Annotated in this window: 19 protein-coding genes; 15 read left to right on the forward strand and 4 right to left on the reverse strand. The window is 68.9% G+C overall.

Features of this window, described 5'->3' with window-relative positions:
- Positions 1-13 precede the first annotated feature (13 nt).
- Positions 14-154 carry a 50S ribosomal protein L34 gene (rpmH, locus tag O9280_RS12180; RefSeq protein WP_297876766.1) on the reverse strand — a complete coding sequence of 47 codons (141 nt, stop codon included), beginning with the start codon at positions 152-154 and terminating at the stop codon, positions 14-16.
- 178 nt (positions 155-332) lie between these two features.
- Between rpmH and dnaA the strand changes: the two genes are divergently transcribed.
- From dnaA to O9280_RS12240, 12 genes are all read left to right on the forward strand, one after another.
- A complete protein-coding gene (gene dnaA / locus O9280_RS12185) occupies positions 333-1,679 on the forward strand; it encodes a chromosomal replication initiator protein DnaA (RefSeq protein WP_298343014.1) in 1,347 nt (448 codons plus the stop codon).
- A 234-nt stretch (positions 1,680-1,913) separates the two neighbouring features.
- Entirely contained in the window at positions 1,914-3,014 is a 1,101-nt protein-coding gene (gene dnaN, locus O9280_RS12190) for a DNA polymerase III subunit beta (protein WP_298343016.1), read from the forward strand.
- A gap of 120 nt (positions 3,015-3,134) precedes the next feature.
- The gene (locus tag O9280_RS12195; protein WP_298343019.1) at positions 3,135-4,229 is read left to right on the forward strand and encodes a DNA replication/repair protein RecF; all 1,095 of its coding nucleotides are present in this window, start codon (positions 3,135-3,137) and stop codon (positions 4,227-4,229) included.
- A gap of 254 nt (positions 4,230-4,483) precedes the next feature.
- Positions 4,484-6,949: a DNA topoisomerase (ATP-hydrolyzing) subunit B gene (gene gyrB, locus O9280_RS12200; RefSeq protein ID WP_298343022.1), complete on the forward strand. Its 2,466-nt coding sequence runs from the start codon at positions 4,484-4,486 to the stop codon at positions 6,947-6,949.
- Complete coding sequence (locus O9280_RS12205) at positions 6,949-7,743, forward strand: CPBP family intramembrane glutamic endopeptidase (RefSeq protein ID WP_298343025.1); 795 nt, start codon at positions 6,949-6,951, stop codon at positions 7,741-7,743. Before gyrB ends, O9280_RS12205 begins: the two co-directional genes overlap by 1 nt.
- An 85-nt stretch (positions 7,744-7,828) precedes the next feature.
- Entirely contained in the window at positions 7,829-9,448 is a 1,620-nt protein-coding gene (locus O9280_RS12210) for a UUP1 family membrane protein (protein WP_298343028.1), read from the forward strand.
- Between the two features lie 3 nt (positions 9,449-9,451).
- Entirely contained in the window at positions 9,452-10,423 is a 972-nt protein-coding gene (locus tag O9280_RS12215; protein WP_298343030.1) for an alpha-L-glutamate ligase-like protein, read from the forward strand.
- A 160-nt stretch (positions 10,424-10,583) separates the two neighbouring features.
- The gene (locus tag O9280_RS12220; RefSeq protein ID WP_298343033.1) at positions 10,584-11,867 is read left to right on the forward strand and encodes a tetratricopeptide repeat protein; all 1,284 of its coding nucleotides are present in this window, start codon (positions 10,584-10,586) and stop codon (positions 11,865-11,867) included.
- Positions 11,868-11,971: 104 nt separating this feature from the next.
- The gene (locus tag O9280_RS12225) at positions 11,972-12,634 is read left to right on the forward strand and encodes an energy transducer TonB (RefSeq protein ID WP_298343036.1); all 663 of its coding nucleotides are present in this window, start codon (positions 11,972-11,974) and stop codon (positions 12,632-12,634) included.
- 177 nt (positions 12,635-12,811) lie between these two features.
- Positions 12,812-13,474, forward strand: a complete 663-nt coding sequence (locus O9280_RS12230) for a MotA/TolQ/ExbB proton channel family protein (RefSeq protein ID WP_297876997.1) — start codon at positions 12,812-12,814, stop codon at positions 13,472-13,474.
- Between the two features lie 32 nt (positions 13,475-13,506).
- Positions 13,507-13,923 (forward strand): biopolymer transporter ExbD, encoded by a 417-nt coding sequence (locus O9280_RS12235; RefSeq protein ID WP_297865588.1) that lies wholly within the window; start codon positions 13,507-13,509, stop codon positions 13,921-13,923.
- A 3-nt stretch (positions 13,924-13,926) separates the two neighbouring features.
- A complete protein-coding gene (locus O9280_RS12240; RefSeq protein ID WP_298343039.1) occupies positions 13,927-14,367 on the forward strand; it encodes a biopolymer transporter ExbD in 441 nt (146 codons plus the stop codon).
- Positions 14,368-14,463: 96 nt separating this feature from the next.
- On the opposite strand, the gene O9280_RS12245 is transcribed toward O9280_RS12240, so the two are convergent.
- Positions 14,464-15,252 carry a pyridoxine 5'-phosphate synthase gene (locus O9280_RS12245; protein WP_298343043.1) on the reverse strand — a complete coding sequence of 263 codons (789 nt, stop codon included), beginning with the start codon at positions 15,250-15,252 and terminating at the stop codon, positions 14,464-14,466.
- A gap of 94 nt (positions 15,253-15,346) precedes the next feature.
- On the opposite strand from O9280_RS12245, the gene O9280_RS12250 reads away from it, so the two are divergent.
- Together O9280_RS12250 and O9280_RS12255 are read left to right on the forward strand one after the other, a co-directional pair.
- Positions 15,347-18,211 carry a diguanylate cyclase gene (locus O9280_RS12250; protein ID WP_298343046.1) on the forward strand — a complete coding sequence of 955 codons (2,865 nt, stop codon included), beginning with the start codon at positions 15,347-15,349 and terminating at the stop codon, positions 18,209-18,211.
- Entirely contained in the window at positions 18,198-18,359 is a 162-nt protein-coding gene (locus O9280_RS12255; RefSeq protein WP_343228755.1) for a DUF2256 domain-containing protein, read from the forward strand. The genes O9280_RS12250 and O9280_RS12255 overlap by 14 nt, the downstream gene beginning before the upstream one ends.
- Here the strand turns inward: O9280_RS12255 and O9280_RS12260 are convergent.
- Both O9280_RS12260 and cls read right to left on the reverse strand, forming a co-directional pair.
- Positions 18,308-18,553 (reverse strand): hypothetical protein, encoded by a 246-nt coding sequence (locus O9280_RS12260; protein ID WP_298343052.1) that lies wholly within the window; start codon positions 18,551-18,553, stop codon positions 18,308-18,310. The genes O9280_RS12255 and O9280_RS12260 overlap by 52 nt on opposite strands.
- 61 nt (positions 18,554-18,614) lie before the next feature.
- Positions 18,615-20,084, reverse strand: coding sequence for a cardiolipin synthase (gene cls, locus O9280_RS12265; RefSeq protein WP_298343055.1), 1,470 nt, complete (start codon positions 20,082-20,084; stop codon positions 18,615-18,617).
- A gap of 111 nt (positions 20,085-20,195) precedes the next feature.
- Between cls and fliE the strand changes: the two genes are divergently transcribed.
- A complete protein-coding gene (fliE, locus tag O9280_RS12270) occupies positions 20,196-20,588 on the forward strand; it encodes a flagellar hook-basal body complex protein FliE (protein ID WP_298343058.1) in 393 nt (130 codons plus the stop codon).

Here is a 20,588-nt window from a genome sequence, read left to right on the forward strand (position 1 = left end):
GACGCCGGATCGCTTAGGCGCAGAGGCGCTTGCGGCCCTTCGCGCGGCGGCGCGACAGGATCTTGCGGCCTTCGACCGTCGCCATGCGGGCACGGAAGCCGTGGTCGCGGGCGCGCTTGAGGTTGCTGGGCTGGTAGGTGCGCTTGGTGGCCATGGGTCACCTCGGTAGGTGGAAGAAAAGAGGCGGGAGATTACGCGCCGGACCCGCCTTCGTCAAGCGACGCCGCGCTTGGCGGGCCGGGGCGGCGACGCTATGCTGCCCGCCCATCCCACTTATCCACAGCCGCGTCCACACGGAGGCGGGGGTGGGCTATACGCCACTGAAACTGTCCATGGAATCCGCCTGGCCCCGTTGCCTCGAGCGTCTTGAAGCCGAATTCCCGGCCGAAGACGTCCAGACCTGGCTCAAACCGCTGCATGCCGACGTCCGCGCCGACGGCCTCACGCTCTACGCGCCGAACGCCTTCGTGGTCGACACGGTGCACGAGCGCTACCTGGGGCGCATCCGCGAGCTGCTGGCCCATTACGCCGGCGAACCCCTGAGTGTGCAGGTGACCGTCGGCAGCGCGCCGCGCCCCGCCGCGGCCGGCCGCGAGCCAGGCACCGCCCCGCCAGCGCCGACGGCGGCGGCCGCCCTGCGTGCCGCCCTTCCCGAGCTCCCGAGCAACGTCGACCCGGCCTATACCTTCGAGAACTTCGTCGAGGGTCGCAGCAACCAGCTCGGCAAGTCGGCGGCCCTGCAGGTGGCCCAGAACCCGGGCCGGGCCTACAACCCGCTGCTGCTCTACGGCGGCACGGGCTTGGGCAAGACCCACCTGATGCACGCCGCCGGCAACCTGATGCGCCAGCTCAACCCGGGCATGCGCGTGCTCTACCTTCGCTCCGAGCAGTTCTTCTCCGCGATGATGAAATCGCTGCAGGAGAAGTCGATGGACCAGTTCAAGCGCCAGTTCCACACGGTTGACGCGCTGCTGATCGACGACATCCAGTTCTTCGCCGGCAAGAACACCACGCAGGAAGAGTTCTTCCACACCTTCAACGCGCTGTTCGACGGCAAGCAGCAGATCATCCTCACCTGCGACCGCTACCCGCGCGAAGTCGAGAACCTCGAGCCGCGGCTGAAGTCGCGGCTGGGTTGGGGCCTGTCCGTGGCCATCGAACCGCCGGACTTCGAGACCCGCGCCGCCATCCTCGGGGCCAAGGCCCAGGCGCGTGGCGTGGCGCTCCCGGACGAGGTCGCGCTGGTGATCGCCAAGCGCATGCGCTCCAACGTCCGCGACCTCGAAGGTGCGCTCAATACGCTGGCGGCCCGGGCCAACTTCCTCGGCAAGCCGATCACGGTGGATTTCGCGCAGGAAACGCTGCGCGACCTGCTGCGCGCGCAGCAGCAGGCGATCTCCATCCCGAACATCCAGAAGGCCGTGGCAGACTACTACCAGCTGCGCCTGGCGGACCTCCTGTCCAAGCGCCGGACCCGCTCGCTGGCGCGCCCGCGCCAGGTGGCGATGGCCCTGGCCAAGGAGCTCACCGAGCACAGCCTGCCGGAGATCGGCGACGGCTTCGGTGGCCGCGACCACACGACGGTGCTGCACGGCTGCCGGGTGATCCGCGACCTGATGCAGACCGACGGCAAGCTGCGCGAGGACTGGGACAAGCTGGTGCGCAAGCTGACGGAGTGAGGGAGCAGGAAACGCCGTCGACAGGCCGTGCACAGCCTGTGGACAACGTGGGACAACTTGAAGGGCGCCGGCGTTGCCCACCGTTATCCACACGGTTGTTCTTCCGGTTCCCCACAGCGTTTCATCGATAAAGTTCAACAGAATCAAGGCTTTGGAAAGTTTTTCAGCGTTTTCCCCGGCCTCTACCACCACCATCGATAGATTTATCCAACGACGGAAATAGGCCCCGACCGCATGCGCTTCTCCCTGTCACGCGAAGCCCTTCTGAAGCCCCTCCAGCAAGTGGTTGGCGTCGTAGAGCGCCGCCAGACCCTCCCCGTCCTGTCGAACCTGTTGGTTGAAGTGCGCGGCGTCGAGCTGTCGCTCACCGGCACCGATCTGGAAGTCGAGATGGTGGCGCGGGCCGTGGTGGAGGACGCCGAGGACGGCGAGACCACCATCCCCGCACGCAAGCTGTTCGAGATCGTCCGCGCGCTGCCGGACGGTTGCCGCGTGACCGTCGTCGTCAGTGGCGACAAAGCCACCGTGTCGGCCGGTCGCAGCCGCTTCACCCTGGCGACCTTGGCGGCGAACGACTTCCCCTCCGTGGACGCGCTCGAAGGCGTGGAGCGCGTGTCGCTCTCGGAAGCCCTGCTCAAGGACCTCATCGAGCGCAGCGCCTTCGCCATGGCGCAGCAGGACGTCCGCTACTACCTCAATGGCCTGCTGTTCGACCTGCGTGGGGATTCGCTGCGCTGCGTGGCCACCGACGGCCACCGCCTTGCGTTGTGCGAAGCCGCCCTGCCCGGCGGCGCCGGCACCAAGCGCCAGATCATCGTGCCCCGCAAAGGTGTCCTGGAACTCCAGCGTCTGCTTGAAGGCGGCGACCGCCTCGTGGAGCTGGAACTGGCGCGCAACCACCTGCGCCTGCGCCGCGAGGATGTGAGCTTCACCACCAAGTTGATCGATGGCCGTTTCCCAGATTACGAAGCGGTCATTCCGATCGGCGCCGACAAGACCGTCGAGTTGGACCGCGAAGTGCTACGTTCGGCCCTGCAGCGCGCGGCCATCCTGTCCAACGAGAAGTTCCGTGGCGTGAAGCTCGAGGCCGCCCCGGGCCTGCTGCGCATCGTCGCGCACAACCCGGAGCAGGAAGAGGCCCACGAGGAGCTTGAGGTCGAGACGCGCATCGATGGTCTGGCCATCGGCTTCAACGTGACGTACCTGCTGGATGCCCTCGCTGCCTTGAAGGGCGAGTCGGTGGTCCTGAACCTCCGCGATGCCAATTCCTCGGTGCTGGTGCGCGAGAAGGACAGTGATCGCAGCCGCCACGTGGTGATGCCGCTGCGCCTGTGACCGCCCGGTTTGCCGCCTCGGTAAACGCTACGACGCCCGGTTCTGCCGGGCGTCGTGCTGTGGGGTCTCGTTCGTCGAAGCCAGGCGCCATCGGCGCGGTCTTTGCCGGTAGGTGTGCTCGTGCGCGTTGACTCGGTTGAAATCCGCGGCCTCCGTTGCCTGCGCTCGGTGTCCTTGGCCTTGCCTGCAGCCGGTGCATGGCTCGTCGGGCCGAACGGCGCCGGCAAGACCAGCGTGCTCGAGGCCCTGTGCTTGCTGGGGTTCGGGCGGAGTTTCCGCGGCCGTGTTGCCGACGGATTGGTGCAACGGGGCGAGCCGGCGTTGGAGGTGGTCGCGCGCTGGACGGACGACGCGGGGCGGGCCCGGGTTTCCGGGCTCCGGCATGCCGGGGACCAGTGGGAGGCGCGCTTGGACGGCACTTCCGTGGGTAGCCTGAGCGAGCTGGCCGCCCCATTCCCGGTGCTCTGCTTCCATCCGGAGTCTTCGGAGGTGGTGACCGGGCCGGCCGAGGAGCGGCGTCGGGCTCTGGATTGGCTGGCGTTCCACGTGGAACCACGCTTCGCGGAACTGGCCCGGCGCTATGGCCGGGCTCTGAAGCAGCGGAATGCCCTGCTTCGCGCCGGGGCGCCGGATGCGGAGTTCGACCCTTGGGAGCGAGAGATGGGGTTGATGGCGGAAGGCTTGGCCGCGCATCGGGCGACCGCCTTGGGCTTGTGGCAACCCGGTCTCGACCGCGTCTGGCCCACCCTCGCTCCGGGACTCGAGCCACCGTCGCTGCAGTTGCGGCCGGGCTGGCGGCAGTCCGAGGCCCTGCTGACGGACCTCCTTCTCCTCAACCGGGCCCGCGATCGTGAGCTGGGCTACACCACCATCGGTCCGCAGCGCGCCGATGTCGATCTGGGCCAGCCCTGCGGGGTGGATCCGGAGCAGTTGTCGCGGGGTCAGTCCAAGTTGGTGGCCTTGGCGCTGGTGCTCTCCCAGGCCGAGGCGCTTCGTGGGTGGTCCGGTGAGCGGAGCCTGTTGCTCCTCGACGATCTCCAAGCCGAGCTGGATCCGGGCCGACAGGCCGCGGTGCTCGAGTGGGTCGCCTCGACCGGGTGCCAGACCTTGGTGAGCGGGACCCGTTGGGACCCGAATCTGGCCGAGCAGACGCCGGGGTGGGGGCTGTTCCACGTGGAACACGGCGGGCAGATCGGGGAAGGTGTCGCCTCCTGAGGGGTGGCTTCGATGCTTGGGGCACGGCGAGCCGACACCCCGGAGGATCACGGGTTCCACGTGGAACACCAGCCGCCCTCACTCCCCGGGAACGCCTATAATCGAGCGGTTCCAGCCCGGCCCTGCGCCGGCCGTCCCGGGCCCTGCCCGAGCCGCTGCCGACGCCCTGCCCTGCTCCACGGGCGCCCGGCTGGCCTCCTTTCGGCGCCCGTTGGCCTCATCGCCACGGCCCGCCCGCAACGCAGCCGCAGAGCATGACGGAACAGACCCCCAGCACCCCGGCCACCCCGACCTACGACGCCAACAGCATTACCGCCCTGGAAGGCCTGGAGGCCGTCCGTAAGCGTCCGGGCATGTACATCGGCAACGTCAACGATGGGTCCGGCCTGCACCATATGGTGTTCGAGGTCGTCGACAACTCGGTCGACGAGGCCTTGGCCGGCCACGCGAACATGGTGCTGGTCACCATCCATGAGGACGGCTCGGTGTCGGTCTCGGACAACGGCCGCGGCATCCCGGTTGGCCGCCACGCCAAGGAGAGCGAGAAGCAGGGCCGCGACATCTCCGCCGCCGAGGTGGTGATGACCGTCCTGCACGCGGGCGGCAAGTTCGACGACAACAGCTACAAGGTTTCGGGCGGCCTGCACGGCGTCGGCGTGTCCGTCGTCAATGCGCTGTCCGAGAAGCTGCTGCTCGACATCTGGCGCGAGGGCCACCACTACCAGCAGGAGTACCGTCACGGCGAGCCCGTGTACCCGCTGAAGCAGCTGGAGCCCTCGGACAAACGCGGTACCGAAGTCCGCTTCTGGCCCTCCGTCACGGCGTTCAACCAGAACACCGAGTTCCACTACGACATCCTCGCGCGCCGTCTCCGCGAGCTGTCCTTCCTGAACTCCGGGGTCCGGATCGAGCTGGTCGACGAGCGTCCCGACGGCAAGCGCGACCTGTTCGAGTACGAAGGCGGAATCCGCAGCTTCGTCGAGCATCTCGCTCAGCTGAAGACCCCGCTGCACCCCAGCGTGATCTCGATCAGCGGCGAGCAGGACGGCATCGTGGTCGACTGCGCCGTGCAGTGGAGCGATGCGTACCACGAGACGATCTACTGCTTCACCAACAACATCCCGCAGAAGGACGGCGGCACCCACCTGACGGGCTTCCGCTCGGCGCTGACCCGCACCCTCACCCGCTACATCGAAAAAAGCGGCATCGCCAAGCAGGCCAAGATCGCGATGTCGGGCGACGACATGCGCGAAGGCATGATCGCGGTGCTTTCGGTGAAGGTGCCGGACCCGGGCTTCTCGTCGCAGACCAAGGAAAAGCTGGTCACCGAGGCCGTGCGCCCGATCGTCGATGCCATCTTCGCGGCGAAGCTGGACGAATTCCTGCAGGAAAACCCCCACGAAGCCCGCGCCATCACCGGCAAGATCGTCGATGCCGCGCGCGCGCGCGAGGCCGCGCGCAAGGCCCGCGACCTGACGCGCCGCAAGGGCGCGCTCGACATCGCCGGCCTGCCGGGCAAGCTGGCCGACTGCCAGGAAAAGGACCCGGCGCTCTCCGAACTCTTCATCGTCGAGGGTGACTCGGCGGGTGGTTCCGCGAAGCAGGGCCGCAACCGCAAGACCCAGGCGATCCTCCCGCTGAAGGGCAAGATCCTCAACGTCGAGCGCGCCCGCTTCGACCGCATGCTCGGTTCGGCGGAAGTCGGCACCCTGATAACCGCGCTCGGCACCGGCATCGGCAAGGACGAGTACAACCCGGACAAGCTGCGCTACCACCGCATCATCCTGATGACCGACGCCGACGTGGACGGCTCGCACATCCGGACGCTGCTGCTCACCTTCTTCTACCGGCAGATGCCGGAGCTGATCGAGCGCGGCCACATCTACATCGGCCTGCCGCCGCTCTACAAGATCAAGCAGGGCAAGACCGAGCTCTACATCAAGGACGACCACGCCCTCAACGCGTACCTGATCTCCAACGCCATCGAGAACGCGGAGCTGGTGCCGGCCGCCGGTGCGCCGCCAGTGCGCGGCGTTGCGCTCGAGTCGCTGATGCAGGCCGTCGCTGCGGCACAGGAAACCGTGGAACGCCATCGCCACCGCGTCGACGGCGCGGTGCTCGAGACGATCTACCAGGCCGAGCCGCTGACGGCGGAGACCTTCGCCGATGCCGCCAAGCTCGCCGCATGGTGCGATGCACAAAACGCGAAACTCAAGGCCAGCGGCCTCGGCAAGCCGCGCTACGTGCTGAGCGCCCAGGCCGAGGCGGGCGACACGCCCGGCGCCATCCACGTCGACAAGCAGCACCACGGCCTGTCGAGCCGCCAGACCATCGCCGCGGCGCAGCTGCTGCACGGCGAGCTCAAGGCGCTCACCGACACCGCGGCGAAGCTCGCCGAACTCGCCCTCGGCGACGGCGCCACCGTCAGCCGCGGTGGCAAGTCGCTGCCGCTGCGCGACTTTGCTGCCGCGCAGCATTGGCTGCTCGAGGAGGCCAAGAAGGGCCGCACCATCCAGCGCTTCAAGGGCCTCGGTGAAATGAACCCCGAGCAGCTCTGGGATACGACGGTGAACCCGGAAACGCGCCGCCTGCTGCAGGTGCGCATCGAGGACGCGATCGCCGCCGACACGATCTTCTCCACGCTGATGGGCGACGTGGTGGAACCGCGCCGCGCCTTCATCGAGGACAACGCGCTGAAAGTCGGCAACCTCGACGTCTGATGACCGCCGCGCCCGATCACGCCGGCCAGCCGTCGGCGCCGGTGGACGAGCCCCGTCCGACGACTGGCTCGCTCTGGCGTCTTTCCGGAGCGACGCTGCTCGACGCCGTCATCGCTGTCACCGTGGTGTTTGTCGGCAGCCTGATCATCGGCTTGACGCTGGGTGGCTTGCGCAGCGCCGGCGTCGACGTGGGCCCGCCCGGGCCCGGCATCCGCGGCATGCCGGCGATCCTCATCCCCCTCGCCATGCTGGCCACGCTGGGCGCCGGCCTGGCGCTGTGGCTGCTGCACCGTCGCCGCCTCCCTTCCGCACCGCGCCCGTGGACGGGGCGTCTGTTCGCCACGATCGTGCTCGCCGCGCTGGCCGTCCAAGCGCTGGCCTTCGGCTACTACCACCTCGCCGCCCACTTTGCTCTGCAGGTGGCGGGCTCGAACATCGATCCCGTTCTCAGCGCGCTCAACGCGGCCCCGCTGCTCACGGCACTGATGGTGGTGATCGCCGCACCGGTTGGCGAGGAGCTCCTCTTCCGCCGCGTCTGCCTCCATCGCTTCGCCCAAGCCGGGCGACCGCTGCTCGGCCTGGTGCTGAGCAGCACGTTGTTCGCGCTGCTCCACCAGCCCCTGCCCGGAGAGCGCGGTTTGCTGGTGTGGCTGCTGATGCTGGTGCCCTATGCCGCGATCGGCGCCGTCCTCGGGCAGCTCTACCTGCGAACCGGGCGCATCGAGGCCCCGATCCTCGGCCACGCGATCATCAACGCCCTCGGCATCGCGATGCTGGCGCTCGGCAGCCGCTGACGCCTTCGGCGGCCTTCGGGCACTCGGTTACACTTCCGTCCTGCCGCGCCCTCCGGTGGTGCGGACCTTTGCCTCGGAACGCCGAATGAGCAAGCGCCACCTCTACCTTCTCGCCTTCGCCATCATCGCCCTGGCCACCTCGGCCATCGTCTACAAATGGCAGGTGCTGAAGTTCCCGCTGCAGCCCGACGAATCGGTGCAGGTGTGGTCGGTGCAGGCCCATGTCGAATACCAGCCGCAGCGACGCGCCAACGCGCTCACCCTGCAGCTGCCCTTCCTGACCCCGGGCTGGATCGTCCTCGACGAGCGCTACGTCGCCCGCGGCTATTCCAAGATCCCCGAGCGCGAGCCCCAGGGCCGCGAGGTGCAGTGGGCCACCCGCAACGCCGTCGGCGAGCAGGACCTCTACTACCGCGCCACGATCGTCCGTTCGCAGCTGAAGGACGAAACCCTCCTCCCCGACCTGCAGCCCGAGCTGCTGACGCCGCCGGAACTCGAGGAACCCTACGCCGCCGCCGCGCAGGAACTGCTGGACGAAGTACGCGAGCGCTCCGCGGACGTCACCACCTTCTCGCGCGAGCTGATCCGCCGCCTCAACGAATCCCCGGACGAGGGCGCGCAGCTGCTGCTCGACCGTTACGCCCGCGAGGATGGCTCCGGCAACGTCGACGACGAACTGCGCACCCGCTTCCTCGTCGATCTGCTCGCCATCCGCACCATCCCGGCCCGCCTCGTGCATGCGCTGCGACTGCCGGAAGGCGGCGTGGAAGGCACGGCGCGCATCGAGACCTGGCTGCTGGTCCACACCGGCACCGAATGGCGCCTGCTCGACCCGCGTACCGCCGCGGAAGGCCTGCCGAAGGACCTGCTGCTCTGGAACGTCTCGCCGGAGCCGCTGCTGGCGATGGACAGCGAAACCACGCCCGCGCTGATGTACACCGTCAGCTACAACCTCGCCGACGCGATGGCCATGGCGCAGCGCCGCCTCGAGGTGCAGGACGCCAACTACATCCGCTGGTCGCTGCTGTCCCTGCCGCTGCAGGCCCAGGAGGTCTACAAGGTCCTGCTGCTGGTGCCGATCGGCGCCTTCATGATGCTGATCCTGCGCAACATCATCGGCATCAAGACCTACGGCACCTTCATGCCGGTGCTGGTGGCCCTCGCCTTCCGCGAGACGGCCCTGGTCGCGGGCATCACGCTGTTCGTCCTCGTGGTCGGCGCCGGCCTGCTGGTGCGCTTCTACCTCGAGCGATTGCGCCTGCTGCTGGTGCCGCGCCTCACCGCCATCCTGATCCTCGTCGTGCTGCTGATGGCCCTGATCTCGGTGATCGCCAACCGCCTCGACCTCGAGGTCGGCCTCTCCGTCGCCCTGTTCCCGATGGTCATCATGGCCATGACCATCGAGCGCATGTCGGTGGCCTGGGACGAGCGCGGCGCCGGCACCGCCATCAAGGAAGGCGTGGGCACGATCATCGTCGCCGCGCTGGCCTACCTGGTGATGAGCTGGGACCGCCTCGAACACCTGATCTACGTGTACCCGGAGTTCCTGCTGTACCTGTTCGCCGCCGCGCTGCTGCTCGGCCGCTACTCCGGCTACCGCCTGATGGAGCTGTTCCGCTTCCGCGCGCTGGCCCGCGAGGCCGACCCGATCGCCCCGGCGCCGGCCGCCGCCGCCCCGGCCGGCGGCGACGCGCCGAAGGCCTGAGCCATGGCGCTCTGGAACCCCATCGAGATCGCGCGCCGCCTGCGCAAGATCGGGCTGATCGGCATCGGTCAGCGCAACGCGCACTACGTGCTCATGCACAACCCGCGCAAGTTCTACCCGCGGGTCGACGACAAGCTGATCACCAAGAAGCTGGCCATCGAAGCCGGCTTGCCGGTGCCCGAGCTCTACGCCGTGGTGCGGGAAGAGCACGAGATCGCCGAGCTGCACGAGAAGATCAAGAACCGCGAGAGCTTCGTCGTGAAGCCGGCGCATGGCTCGGGCGGCGACGGCATCCTCGTCATCCACGGCCGCCGCGGCGACAAGTACCGCCGGGCCAACGGTTCGCTGATGAATCGCGAGGAGTTCGAGCACCATCTCTCGAACGGCCTGTCCGGCCTGTTTTCGCTGGGCGGCCAGCCCGACCACCTGCTGGTCGAGTACTGCGTGCAGTTCGACCCGATCTTCGAGCGCGTCAGCTTCAAGGGCGTGCCCGACGTCCGCATCATCGTCTTCCTCGGCTACCCGGTGATGGCGATGATCCGCCTGCCCACGCGCCTCTCGGACGGCAAGGCCAACCTGCACCAGGGCGCCATCGGCGTCGGCATCGACCTGCCGACCGGCGTCACCAAGCGCGGCGTCTGGGGCTCCGAAATCATCCGCGACCATCCCGACACCGAGCACAGCATCGTTGGCCTCAAGATCCCGCGCTGGGACGACCTGCTGCACATGGCGGCGCGCTGCTACGAGCTTTCGGGGCTCGGGTACATCGGCGTCGATTTCGTGCTCGACAAGGACCACGGCCCGATGATCCTCGAGTTGAACGCGCGTCCCGGCCTTGCCATCCAGATGGCGAACGCCAACGGCCTCCAGCCGCGCCTCGAGAAGATCGAAGCCCTGCAGGCGGCCGGGACGCTGTCGAAGGACCCCGCCGAGCGCGTGGCCTTCGCCGTGGCCAACTTCCCGACCACGGGCTGAGGCCGATACGCCACCGTGCGGTGGTGTCGATTCGTTAACGGCGCGTTTGTTGGCGGTGACAGTGTGGCGACGTCCACACCGATTCACGCCGGGTTCCCTTGAGCCTGCGGCACCCTAGGTATTACCCTCGCCAGCCCTGCTTCCGCGCCCGGAGTCCTCAATGGCCGCAACCCGTAAAGTCCTGCTGGGCGTCGCCGTCCTCACCGCCGCATTCGTGGCGACGCCGGTGGATGCGCAGATGGCGCGCGATGCGCGCGAGCGCTCGAACTCGCGCGACGAAGCGCCGGCGCTCATTTTCCCGGATGCGACCCGCGAGGTCGAAGACGGCAAAGTCTCGCCGCGCCTGTCGCGTCAACTCAACGACATGATCAAGGCGCTCAACGAGCAGGACAAACCGGAGCGCGCCCGGGAGATCGCCGACGCCGTGCTGGCCAACGAGCGAGCCAATGCCTACGAGAAGTCGGTGGCCGCCCAGGTCGCCGCCAGTGCCGCCGGCGACATGGACGATACGGCCGCCTCGATCGCCTACATGGAGCGGGCGTTGGCCGAGAACGGACTCGACAACGAGCAGCACTACTCCACGATGCAGAACCTCGGCATCACCTACATCACCGAGGGTCAGGCGCCGAAGGCCATCGAGATCCTCACCCGCTTGCTCGACGAAACGAAGTCGCAGAACCCGGACTTCATCTTCGCGCTCGCCGGCGCCCACTACGAGGCCGAGCAGTACCCGCAGGCCATCGACGTGCTGAAGCGCCTGCTGGCGACGGGCGCTGAGCCGAAGCCGGAGTGGTTGCGCCTGCTGGTCTCCTGCTACACCGAGACCCAGCAGTCCGCGGAAGCCGCAGCGGTGCTCGAGCAGCTCGTGGCCAAGACCCCGGACGACAAGCGCCTGGTCTTCGCCCTCGCGGCGGTCTATCTCGACCTCGAAGAGCAGGACAAGGCCATCGCCGCCCTCGAGTCCGCCCGCAGCCGCGGCCTGATGACGGAGGCCCGCGACTACCAGCAGCTCTATGCCCTCTATTTCAATGCCGATGGCAAAGAGAAGGAAGTGATTGCGGTCATCAACGAAGGCCTCGGCAAGGGCGTGCTGCAGCGCGACCTGGCGACGCTGAACGCGCTCGCCCAGGCCGCCTACTTCTCCGAGGACATGGCCCTCGCGATCGCGACCTACAAGGAAGCGGCCACTATCGACCCCAAGGGCGAGGCGGGGCTGAACTACGCCAAGGTGCTGTCCGCCGAAGCGATGGACGTCGACGCGCGCGATGCCGCCAAGGCCGCACTGGCCAAGGGCGTGGCCAAGCCGGGCGAAGCTTGGATGGTCATCGCCCGCTCGGAGAACGGACTGAACAACATGCCGGCTTTCCGTGCTGCGCTGCAGGAGGCGGCGAAGCATCCCGAGACGCGCGAGCAGGCCACCCGCATGCTGTCGCAGCTCCGCTGAGTCCTTCACGTTTTGTCCGCCTTCAGGCGGTATCCAGCGTCGCTTCGATCCCTTACTATTGAAGACCCGCCCCGCGCGGGGTCCCATCCAAGCCGGTCCAACGCATGACGGACAATCGAATCTACGGCACCAAAGTCCCCGCGCCCTTTAGCTGGCCGCGGACGATCGGTATCGCCTTCGCCATCGCCCTGCACGCCGCGGGTGGTCTGGCGCTGCTCGTGCCGATCAACAATGCCGCGGCCGAGGAAGAAGAAGAGCGCGTCGTGAACGTGAACTTCATCGAACCGCCGCCGCCGCCCCCGCCGCCGCCGCCGCCGCCGCCGGAACCGCCGAAGGTCGTGCAGAAGATCGTGCAGACCCCGGTCACCCCGACGCCGGTCCCGCCGCCGCCGGAAGAGCCGCCGGTCGTGTTCGACGACGCCAATGCGCTGGACGTCGAGGCCCCGCCGCCGTCGCCGCCCGCGCCGCCCGCCCCGCCGGCCGACTTCGCGCCGTCCGAGGACATCTCGGGTCGCCGCCTGAACCCGCCGCGCTACCCGCCGCAGGAGGCGCGTCGCTGCATCGGTGGCGAGGTCATGCTTCGCGTCACCATCGACGCCTCCGGTGCCGTGCTGGACGTGGCCGTCGATAAGTCCAGCCGTAGCCGCAACCTTGATCGTTCCGCGGTCGAAGCCGCACGCCGCTGGCGCTTCAACGCCGGCCTGCGCAATGGCCAAGCGGTCGGCGGCGCCGTCCTGGTGCCGGTCAATTTCACTCCTCCCTGCTAATCCAACCGAAGGTATCCACTCATGCTGCAGGACAACACCAACACCGCGCCGGCGACGGACGCTGCTGCTGCTCCGGCGGCTGCCCCGGTCGCGACCAACGTGGCGCTGACCGCGCCCGCCGCAGGCACCGCCCAGACCGTCCAGCAGGACGTCGCTGATTTCAGCGTGCAGAACGCGATGGCCCACATGGGCGTCGTCAACTGGTCGGTGTTCGCCGCCCTGGTGATCATGTCGATGGTCGCCTGGTACTACACGATCATGAAGGCCATCAAGTACGCCCGTATCAACGGCCGTGCCGGTGCCGTCACCGCCGCGTTCTGGCAGACGAGCAACGCCCAGGAAGCGATCCGCTTCATGGAAGAGCAGCCGGGTTGGGAGCCCTTCTCGAAGATCGCCCTCGACTGCGCCCAATCGGCCGCCCACCACCAGAAGTCGGAAGGCCGCCTGTCGGAAGCCCTGAACCGCTCGGAGTTCATCGACCGCGCCCTGCGCCAGGCCGTGGCCCGTGAGTCGGCTTCGCTGGAAGACGGCCAGACCTGGCTCGCCACGACGGGCGCCATCGCGCCGTTCGTCGGCCTGCTCGGCACCGTGTGGGGCATCCTGATGGCCCTCGTCGGCCTGTCGGCTTCGGGCGAGAGCTCGATCAAGGCCGTTGCCGGCCCGGTCGGTGAAGCGCTGATCATGACCTTCATCGGTCTGTTCGTCGCCATCCCGGCGGTGATCGCGTTCAACTACTTCAACCGCAACAACCGCAAGCTGATCGGCCAGTTCGACGCCTTCGCGCACGACCTGCACGACTTCTTCGCCACCGGCGCCCGCGTGGGCGGCGACAAGCGCTGAGGGGTTGACCCCCCTCTCCGCGGAGATCCTTTATGGCCTTCAGTTCTGACACGGACGGCGGTTTCACCGAACCGAACGTCGTCCCGCTCGTCGACGTGATGCTGGTGCTGCTGATCATCTTCATGGTCACTGCCTCGGTGTCCGAGAACGTGAAAGTGGAGCTGCCGAAAGCGACGGTGGACGCTCGTCCGCCGGCGCCCAAGGTGCCGCCGATCACGCTCTCCGTTCGCGAAGACGGGACGATCTTCTGGGCCGACGAGGCACTGGCCGGCAAGGAAATGCTGGACACCCGCCTCGCCGTCGAAGCGCAGAAGGAGCCGCAGCCGGACGTGCTGCTGCGCGCCGACAGCGAAACCAAGTATGCGTTGATCCAGGACGTGACCACCCGCGTTCGCGTGGCGGGCATGCGTTCGATCAACTTCGTGTCCGAACCGGAATCGGGGAACTGAACCATGGCGTTTTCCGCAGGGGGCGGTTCCGGCCCCAAGTCCGACATGAACGTGGTGCCGCTGATCGACATCCTGCTCGTGCTGCTGATCATCTTCATGGTGACGGCGCCGACGCCGGCCTCGCTGATCAACGTCACGCTGCCGCAGCGCATGCGCGATCCGCCCCCGCCGCCGCCGACCGAGCCGCCGCCGCCGGTCAAGCTTCAGATCCTGTCGTCGGGTGAGATCCTGATCAACGGCACGCCGGCTCCACTGGCGACGCTGGAAGACCAGTTCGCCGACATCACCCAGGTGCGCACTCAGGTGCTGAAGCCGGAAGAGCAGCCGAAGCTCGAGATCGAAGTCGATGCCGAGGCGGAGTACGAGGTGCTGGCGAAAGTGCTCGCCCGCGCTAAGAACGCGCAGATGGAAAAGATCGCGTTCGTCGACCAGGTCGTGCAGTAACAGGATCGCCGCCGGGCCTGCACCGGTGGCCTCCAAAAGCAACGCCGCCTCCGGGCGGCGTTGTCGTTTCCGGGGCCAGAAAGCCGGGTTCGCGCCTCAGCCCCCGGTGATCGCGCGATAGCGGCGCACGGTTTCGGCGAGGCCGTCGACCAGCGCTTCGGCGATCAAGGCATGGCCGATGGAGACTTCCAGCACGCCGGGGACCTCGGTCAGGAACGCCGCGAGATTGGCTTGCGAGAGGTCGTGCCCGGCGTTGACGCCGAGGCCGATCGACTGCGCCGCCTCGGCGCTGCGCCGGCAGGCGGCCAGCGCATCGCTGAAGGCCTGGCCTGCCACACCGCCATTTTCCTTCGACGCACTGCCGTGCGCTGCCTCATGCGTTTCGGCATAGGGCCCGGTGTAAAGCTCGATGCGGTCGGCACCAGCGTGGCGCAGGCTCGCGAAGTCCGTTTCGCCGGCATCCACGAACAGCGACACCCGGCACCCCAGGGCCTTGAACGCGGCGATCTGCGCGGCCATCGTCGCGGGCAGCGCGCTCGGATCGAAGCCGTGGTCGGAGGTGATCTGCCCGTCGCCATCGGGGACGAAGGTGACCTGGGCGGGCCGCGTAGAGCGAGCCAGCGCCAGCAGGCCGGGATAGCCCTCGCGCGGCGGCGCGAACGGATTGCCCTCGATGTTGAACTCCACGCCAGCCGGCAATGCGGACGCGATGGCGACGACGTCCTCCGCGGTGATGTGGCGGCGGTCGGGCCGCGGGTGCACGGTGATGCCGCGGACACCCGCGGCGACGCAGCGCAGGGCTTCGTCCACCGGGGCGGGCAATCGGCCACCGCGCGAGTTGCGCAGCACCGCGATCTTGTTGACGTTGACGCTGAGCAGGGTCATGGCAGGCCTTCGTGAGCCTCGAAGCGTGCCCGCTGCCTCAGTCCGAGGGCAAGCCCGCCCACGCGCCGCGCCGCATGGAGGCCATAATGCGGGGATGACCGCCCGGCCTCCGCTGCGTTGGTATTGCCTCCTCGTGTCGGCGTTCGCGCTGGCGGCGTCCGCGCTCGTGCAGGCCTCGGGCCTCGCCGGCGTGCCCATCAGCCAGCGCATTGGGCCGGACGAGTACCGGGCAGCTCCCTCGTTGTGGTCCGTGGCCGCCGCGCCCGGAAAGATCTACGTCGCCTCGCAGGATGGCGTACTGGTGCACGACGGTGCCGAATGGACGACGGTGCCACTGCCGATCGGCGTCAACGCGACGCTGGTGCGGCGTCTACCCGACGGCGCCATCATGGTCGGAGGCAACGACACCTACGGCCGCCTCGAGCACGACCCGGTGCGCGGCTACCGCTACGTCGACCTGCTCGCCAGCAGCGGCTTGCCGGAAGCCGACCGCCGCCTCGGCCCGGTGTGGGAAATTCTGCCGACGCCCGAGGGCATCTACGTGCAGTCGCAGAACTTCCTGCACCTGATGCCGGCGAACGGCGCGCCGACGCGCAGCTGGCCGATGGGCCCGGACATGCGCAGCGTCATCGCCTTCGGCGGCGACCTCTACGCGCGCATCCAGGATCGCGGCCTTGGCTGGCTGCGCGACGGCAAGCTTCAGCTGGTGCCGGGCGGCGAGGCCTTCCGTCGCATGCCGGTGTCCAACATCGTGGGCTGGGGTGGCAGCCGCTTCGTCGTTGCCGGCGATGGCGTTTGGCGTCTCGACGACAGCGGTGTGGAACGCGCCCTCGCCTGGCCGGATGGCGAACTGTCCGTGTATGTCACGGTGCCGCTCGACGGCGGTGGCTTTGCGTTCTCGACGCTCGATGGCGAAGTCATCGTGGTGGACGCCGGCCTGCGCCTGCGCCAGCGCGTGAAGATCGCCGACCAGTCGGTCGCGGATTTGGCGCGCGACAACGAAGGGACGCTGTGGGCGGTGACCGACACGGAAATCGTGCGTCTCGGCATGCCCTCGGCCTGGTCGATCCTCGAAAGCAGCCATGGCGTGCGCGGCTTGGTGAGTGACACCGTGGAGTTCGATGGGGCGCCTTGGATCACCACGGCCCGCGGCCTGTACCGCCTGACCGACGATGGTGCCGGCAGCGTGCGCTCCGAGCGCATGCCCTTCGTGCAGCTCGAAGGCTATGGCCTCATGGCTGACGAGCGCGCGATGCTGGTGGGCCATCGCGAGGGCCTGATCGAACTGAAGCCGGGGTCGCGCGAGCCGCGCGTCCTGCATGCGGGAGAGGCGGCCCACATGCCTCAGCTCGTCCGCAACCGCACCGACTTGGCGATCGCCTACACGGACAACGAGTTCTTCCTTCTTGAATTTGCTGGCGAGGGCTGGACGATCGCCGCCCGCTGGCCGCTTCAGGGCATGGCGATCATCGACGTGATCCAGACCGCCGAAGGCGAATTCTGGCTGAGCGACGACCGCGGCCCACCGCAGCGTTGGCGATTCGATCTGGCCGCCCGCGAACGCGTCGCCGCCGATGCCTTCGGCGAGGAACAGGGCCTGCCGATCGACGGCGAGGATCGCCCCAAGCTGTTCTTCATCGACGGCGAACTGAGTGCCTGGGCCAAGGGCGCGACCTATCGGTTCGATCCCGCAGGCGCGCGCTTCGAGTTTGCCGAGACGCCGGAGTGGATCGCCGAGCTCGTGCAGCCCGGCAAGCTCAGCGTGATCGAGACGACCATGGGCTTGTTCGCCTACACGCCGCGCGACCTGATGCGCCGCCCGGCCTCGACGATGGCATGGGAGCGCGTGCAGATCGGCGGCTGGTCGAGCACCGGATTCGGCCCGCCGCGCGTAAGCCGCGGTGGCGTGCTGCGCGTACCGGTGTGGAACGGCGTGCTGCAGTACGCGCCCGAGGGACCGGTGCTGCCGATGCCCGACCTGGCGGTGGGCTTCGACCAGTTGCTGGTGCAAGGCGACGATGGCGAGCTGCGTGCCGGGGAGATCGAGCGCGACAGCCTGACGATTCTCTCCGGCCAACCGCTGCGGCTGCGCTTCACGCTCGGCACGCTCGAGCCCGGTGCGCGGTTCCGCTACCGCCTCTCGCAGATCGCTCCGACCCTCTCGGACTGGTCCGACCGCGACCTGACGATCCGCGGCCTCGATCCGGGCGAATACCTGTTCGAAGTGGAAGGCCAGCTCCCGAGCGGCCGACGGATCGAACCCCTGCGCGTGCGGCTGCTGGTGATGCCGCGCTGGTTCGAGGAGCCGGTGTTGCGCGGCCTGCTGCTGCTGGCCCTGGTCGGGATGGCGGTGTGGGTGTCGCGGGTGATCGGACGGCGCCGCGTGCGCCGCGTCGAGGGCCAGAACCGCCAGCTCGAGCAGCGCATCGCCGACCGCACGCTGGAGCTGGAGCGCGCCAATTCGCGGCTTGCCGAGATGGCCGTGGAAGACCCGTTGACCGGCACGCACAACCGGCGCGCGCTCGAGCAGGCCTTGGGCCGCGAGTGGGCGCGCTGCGCCGAGCAGGGCCTGCCGCTGGCGGCGCTGATGATCGATGTCGACCACTTCAAGCGCTACAACGACCACCACGGCCACCTCGAGGGCGACCGCGTGTTGATCGAAGTGGCGGCGCTGCTGCGCACCGACCTGAGCGTGCCGGTCGAGATCCTCGCGCGCTACGGCGGCGAGGAGTTCACCCTCCTGCTTCCGGGCGCGACGCTGGAAGCTGCGGCGCGTCGAGCGGAGCTGCTGCGCGACGCGGTGGAACGCGCACGCACGGGCGTCACGGTGAGCGTCGGCGTAGCGGTGGCCTGGCCCAGCGCGGCGGAAGTGCCTTCCTCGCTGATGCGCCACGCCGACCAGGCGCTGTACGAGGCCAAGCGCCAGGGCCGCAACCGGGTGGTCTGTGCCGACACGTGAGTCGCGCCGCCCGGCCCGGCCGAGCAAGGTTTGCCCGGTGTGCCAGCGGCCCTTTGATTGGCGGAAGAAGTGGGAGCGCGACTGGGATCGCGTCGTCTACTGCTCGGACGCCTGCCGGCGCGCGTCGAGCGCCGCGCGCACGCGTTGAACTTCGGCGTCGTCCAGCATCCGCGATTGCGCGCGGCCGGCGGCCTCGGCGCGATCGCGCAGCAGGCGCGTGGTGCCGAGCAGTAGCAAGGCCAGCGCGGCCAGCAGGAGCAGCAGCACCACGCCGGTGCCGACCTGTAGCAGCACGGCCATCGCGAGACAGGCCAGGGCGGCCAGGAGGATCAACCACGCCATCGTCGGCGCTCCGAGGGGATTCGGCGCCGAGTCTAGCCTGCGCCGCCGCGCCCTTCCGCTCTCAGAGGAGCGGGGCGAGAAGTCGAGCGGCGCTGTCGGTGTAGGCCTGCAGGCCTGACGGCTGCCAGCCGCGCGGCACTTCCTTCGATTGCTCGAGGTCTTCCGAGATCCGCGCCGCCAGCCGCGCCGCGACGCGGGCGTCGCGGGCCAGCACCGACAGCTCGAAGTTCAGCCAGAAGCTGCGCGGGTCGACGTTGGCGCTGCCGATCAGGGCGATCTCGTCGTCCACCAGCAGGGCCTTGCCGTGCAGCATGCGCGGCTGGAATTCGAACACGCGCACGCCGGCGTCGAGCAGCTCGGGGTAGAAGCTGCGCGCCGCGGCCCGTACCAGCCGGTTGTCGTTGCGGCGCGGCACCAGCAGGCGCACGTCGAGGCCGCTGAGCGCGGCGGAGGTGAGCGCGAGGAGCACCGCGGCATCGGGGACGAAGTAGGGCGTCATCAGCCAGACGCGGCGCTTGGCGTTGTGCAGGGCTTCGACGTGCACGCGGTGGATCGGGGCCAGCGGGTTGTCGGGCCCGGAGGGCACGAGCTGGCAGCGCACGTCGCCGATCGGCAAGGGCGGCCAGTGCATGGCTTCGCTGAACGTGCGGCCGGTGGCGTAGTGCCAGTCCTCCGCGAAGGCCAGCTGCAGCGCGCGCACCACTTCGCCCTCCATCCGCAGGTGCAGGTCGTGGAAGGCGGCGGCGGACGCCCGCTCGCTCTGGGTGTCGCTGATGTTCACGCCACCGGTGAAGCCGGTACGGCCGTCGATGACGGCGATCTTGCGGTGCGTGCGCAGGTTCAGCGTGGGACGCCACAGCACGTGGCCGAGCTTCAGCGGGTGGAACCATGCCACCTCGGCACCGGCCTCACGCAGCGGCTGCAGGAAGCGCGGCGAGCAACGCCGCGAGCCGAGCCCGTCGATGAGCAGGCGCACCTGCACGCCGGCGCGGGCCCGTTCGGCCAGCAGGTCGCGAAGGCGGGTGCCGACGCTGTCCGGCTCGTAGATGTAGTACTCGAGGTGGACCGACTCGCGGGCTGCCTCGATGGCCTCGAACAGCGCGTCAAAGGTGCGCTCGCCCCCGGTCAGAAGGTCGATGGCGGTGGCCCGTGTCGGCGCGTGGCCGGTAGCGGCCTCGATCATCCGTTCCTGGCCCTCCTCGGACGGGTCGCCACACGGGGGCAGGCGCGCTGCCGCCAGCGCCAGCCGTGCGCGGAGGCGCTTCAGCTTGCGCCGGTGGATGCGCTGCGGGCCCAGCCACCAGTACACCGCCCAGCCGAGCACCGGCAGCCAGGCCAGGGCCAGCAGCCAAGCGAGGGTGGCGACCGGTTCGCGCCGCTGGCGGATGATCCAGGCGGCGAGCACCAGCACGTAGCCCAGCCAGGCCAGGCCCAGCCACGGCGAGGCCAGCCAGCCTTCGAGGGTTCCCAGGGTGCGGAGGAAGCCCGCCAGCGCGGCGTCGATGGCGGGAGGTAGGGCGAACGCGTCCATGGGCGGATGGTCGCATGCGGCGGAAACCCGCCGGCGCGAGGGCAGCGAACCATGGCACGCGGCTTGCACCCTTCCCGGCACCTGACCGTCCGTGGCCCGACGCCCGCTCCCATGTCCGACGCCATCTCCTCCGTGCTGAGCCAGATCCGCAGCTACCAGAGCCAGGTGGGCCAAGCCCTGCCCGGTGGCGGCCTCGGTGCTGCCGGCGGCGTGGGTGGTGCGGGAGGCGTGGGCGGCGTGGGTGGTGCGGGAGGTGTCGGCGGTGCCCCCGGCATTGGCGCGCCGAGCTTCGGCGACGCCCTCGGCAACGCCCTGAAGAAAGTGAATAGCCTGCAGGCCGAAACCCGCGACCTGCAGGCCGCCTTCGAGCGCGGCGATCCGAAAGCCGACCTCGCCCGCGTGATGGTGGCCGCCCAGGCCTCGAGCGTCGCCTTCCGGGCCACGGTCGAGGTGCGCAACCGACTGGTGCAGGCCTACCAGGACGTCATGAACATGCCGCTGTAA

This window comes from Silanimonas sp. (genome assembly GCF_027531545.1).
Taxonomy (GTDB): domain Bacteria; phylum Pseudomonadota; class Gammaproteobacteria; order Xanthomonadales; family Xanthomonadaceae; genus Silanimonas.

Coding starts and splice junctions, on each gene's coding strand:
- O9280_RS12225 (WP_298343036.1), top strand. CDS start 11,972: ATGACGGACAATCGAATCTACGGCACCAAAGTCCCCGCGCCCTTTAGC.
- O9280_RS12215 (WP_298343030.1), top strand. CDS start 9,452: ATGGCGCTCTGGAACCCCATCGAGATCGCGCGCCGCCTGCGCAAGATC.
- fliE (WP_298343058.1), top strand. CDS start 20,196: ATGTCCGACGCCATCTCCTCCGTGCTGAGCCAGATCCGCAGCTACCAG.
- cls (WP_298343055.1), bottom strand. CDS start 20,084: ATGGACGCGTTCGCCCTACCTCCCGCCATCGACGCCGCGCTGGCGGGC.
- O9280_RS12205 (WP_298343025.1), top strand. CDS start 6,949: ATGACCGCCGCGCCCGATCACGCCGGCCAGCCGTCGGCGCCGGTGGAC.
- dnaN (WP_298343016.1), top strand. CDS start 1,914: ATGCGCTTCTCCCTGTCACGCGAAGCCCTTCTGAAGCCCCTCCAGCAA.
- O9280_RS12235 (WP_297865588.1), top strand. CDS start 13,507: ATGGCCTTCAGTTCTGACACGGACGGCGGTTTCACCGAACCGAACGTC.
- dnaA (WP_298343014.1), top strand. CDS start 333: ATGGAATCCGCCTGGCCCCGTTGCCTCGAGCGTCTTGAAGCCGAATTC.
- O9280_RS12230 (WP_297876997.1), top strand. CDS start 12,812: ATGGCCCACATGGGCGTCGTCAACTGGTCGGTGTTCGCCGCCCTGGTG.
- O9280_RS12260 (WP_298343052.1), bottom strand. CDS start 18,553: ATGGCGTGGTTGATCCTCCTGGCCGCCCTGGCCTGTCTCGCGATGGCC.
- O9280_RS12250 (WP_298343046.1), top strand. CDS start 15,347: ATGACCGCCCGGCCTCCGCTGCGTTGGTATTGCCTCCTCGTGTCGGCG.
- O9280_RS12240 (WP_298343039.1), top strand. CDS start 13,927: ATGGCGTTTTCCGCAGGGGGCGGTTCCGGCCCCAAGTCCGACATGAAC.
- rpmH (WP_297876766.1), bottom strand. CDS start 154: ATGGCCACCAAGCGCACCTACCAGCCCAGCAACCTCAAGCGCGCCCGC.
- gyrB (WP_298343022.1), top strand. CDS start 4,484: ATGACGGAACAGACCCCCAGCACCCCGGCCACCCCGACCTACGACGCC.
- O9280_RS12245 (WP_298343043.1), bottom strand. CDS start 15,252: ATGACCCTGCTCAGCGTCAACGTCAACAAGATCGCGGTGCTGCGCAAC.
- O9280_RS12220 (WP_298343033.1), top strand. CDS start 10,584: ATGGCCGCAACCCGTAAAGTCCTGCTGGGCGTCGCCGTCCTCACCGCC.
- O9280_RS12210 (WP_298343028.1), top strand. CDS start 7,829: ATGAGCAAGCGCCACCTCTACCTTCTCGCCTTCGCCATCATCGCCCTG.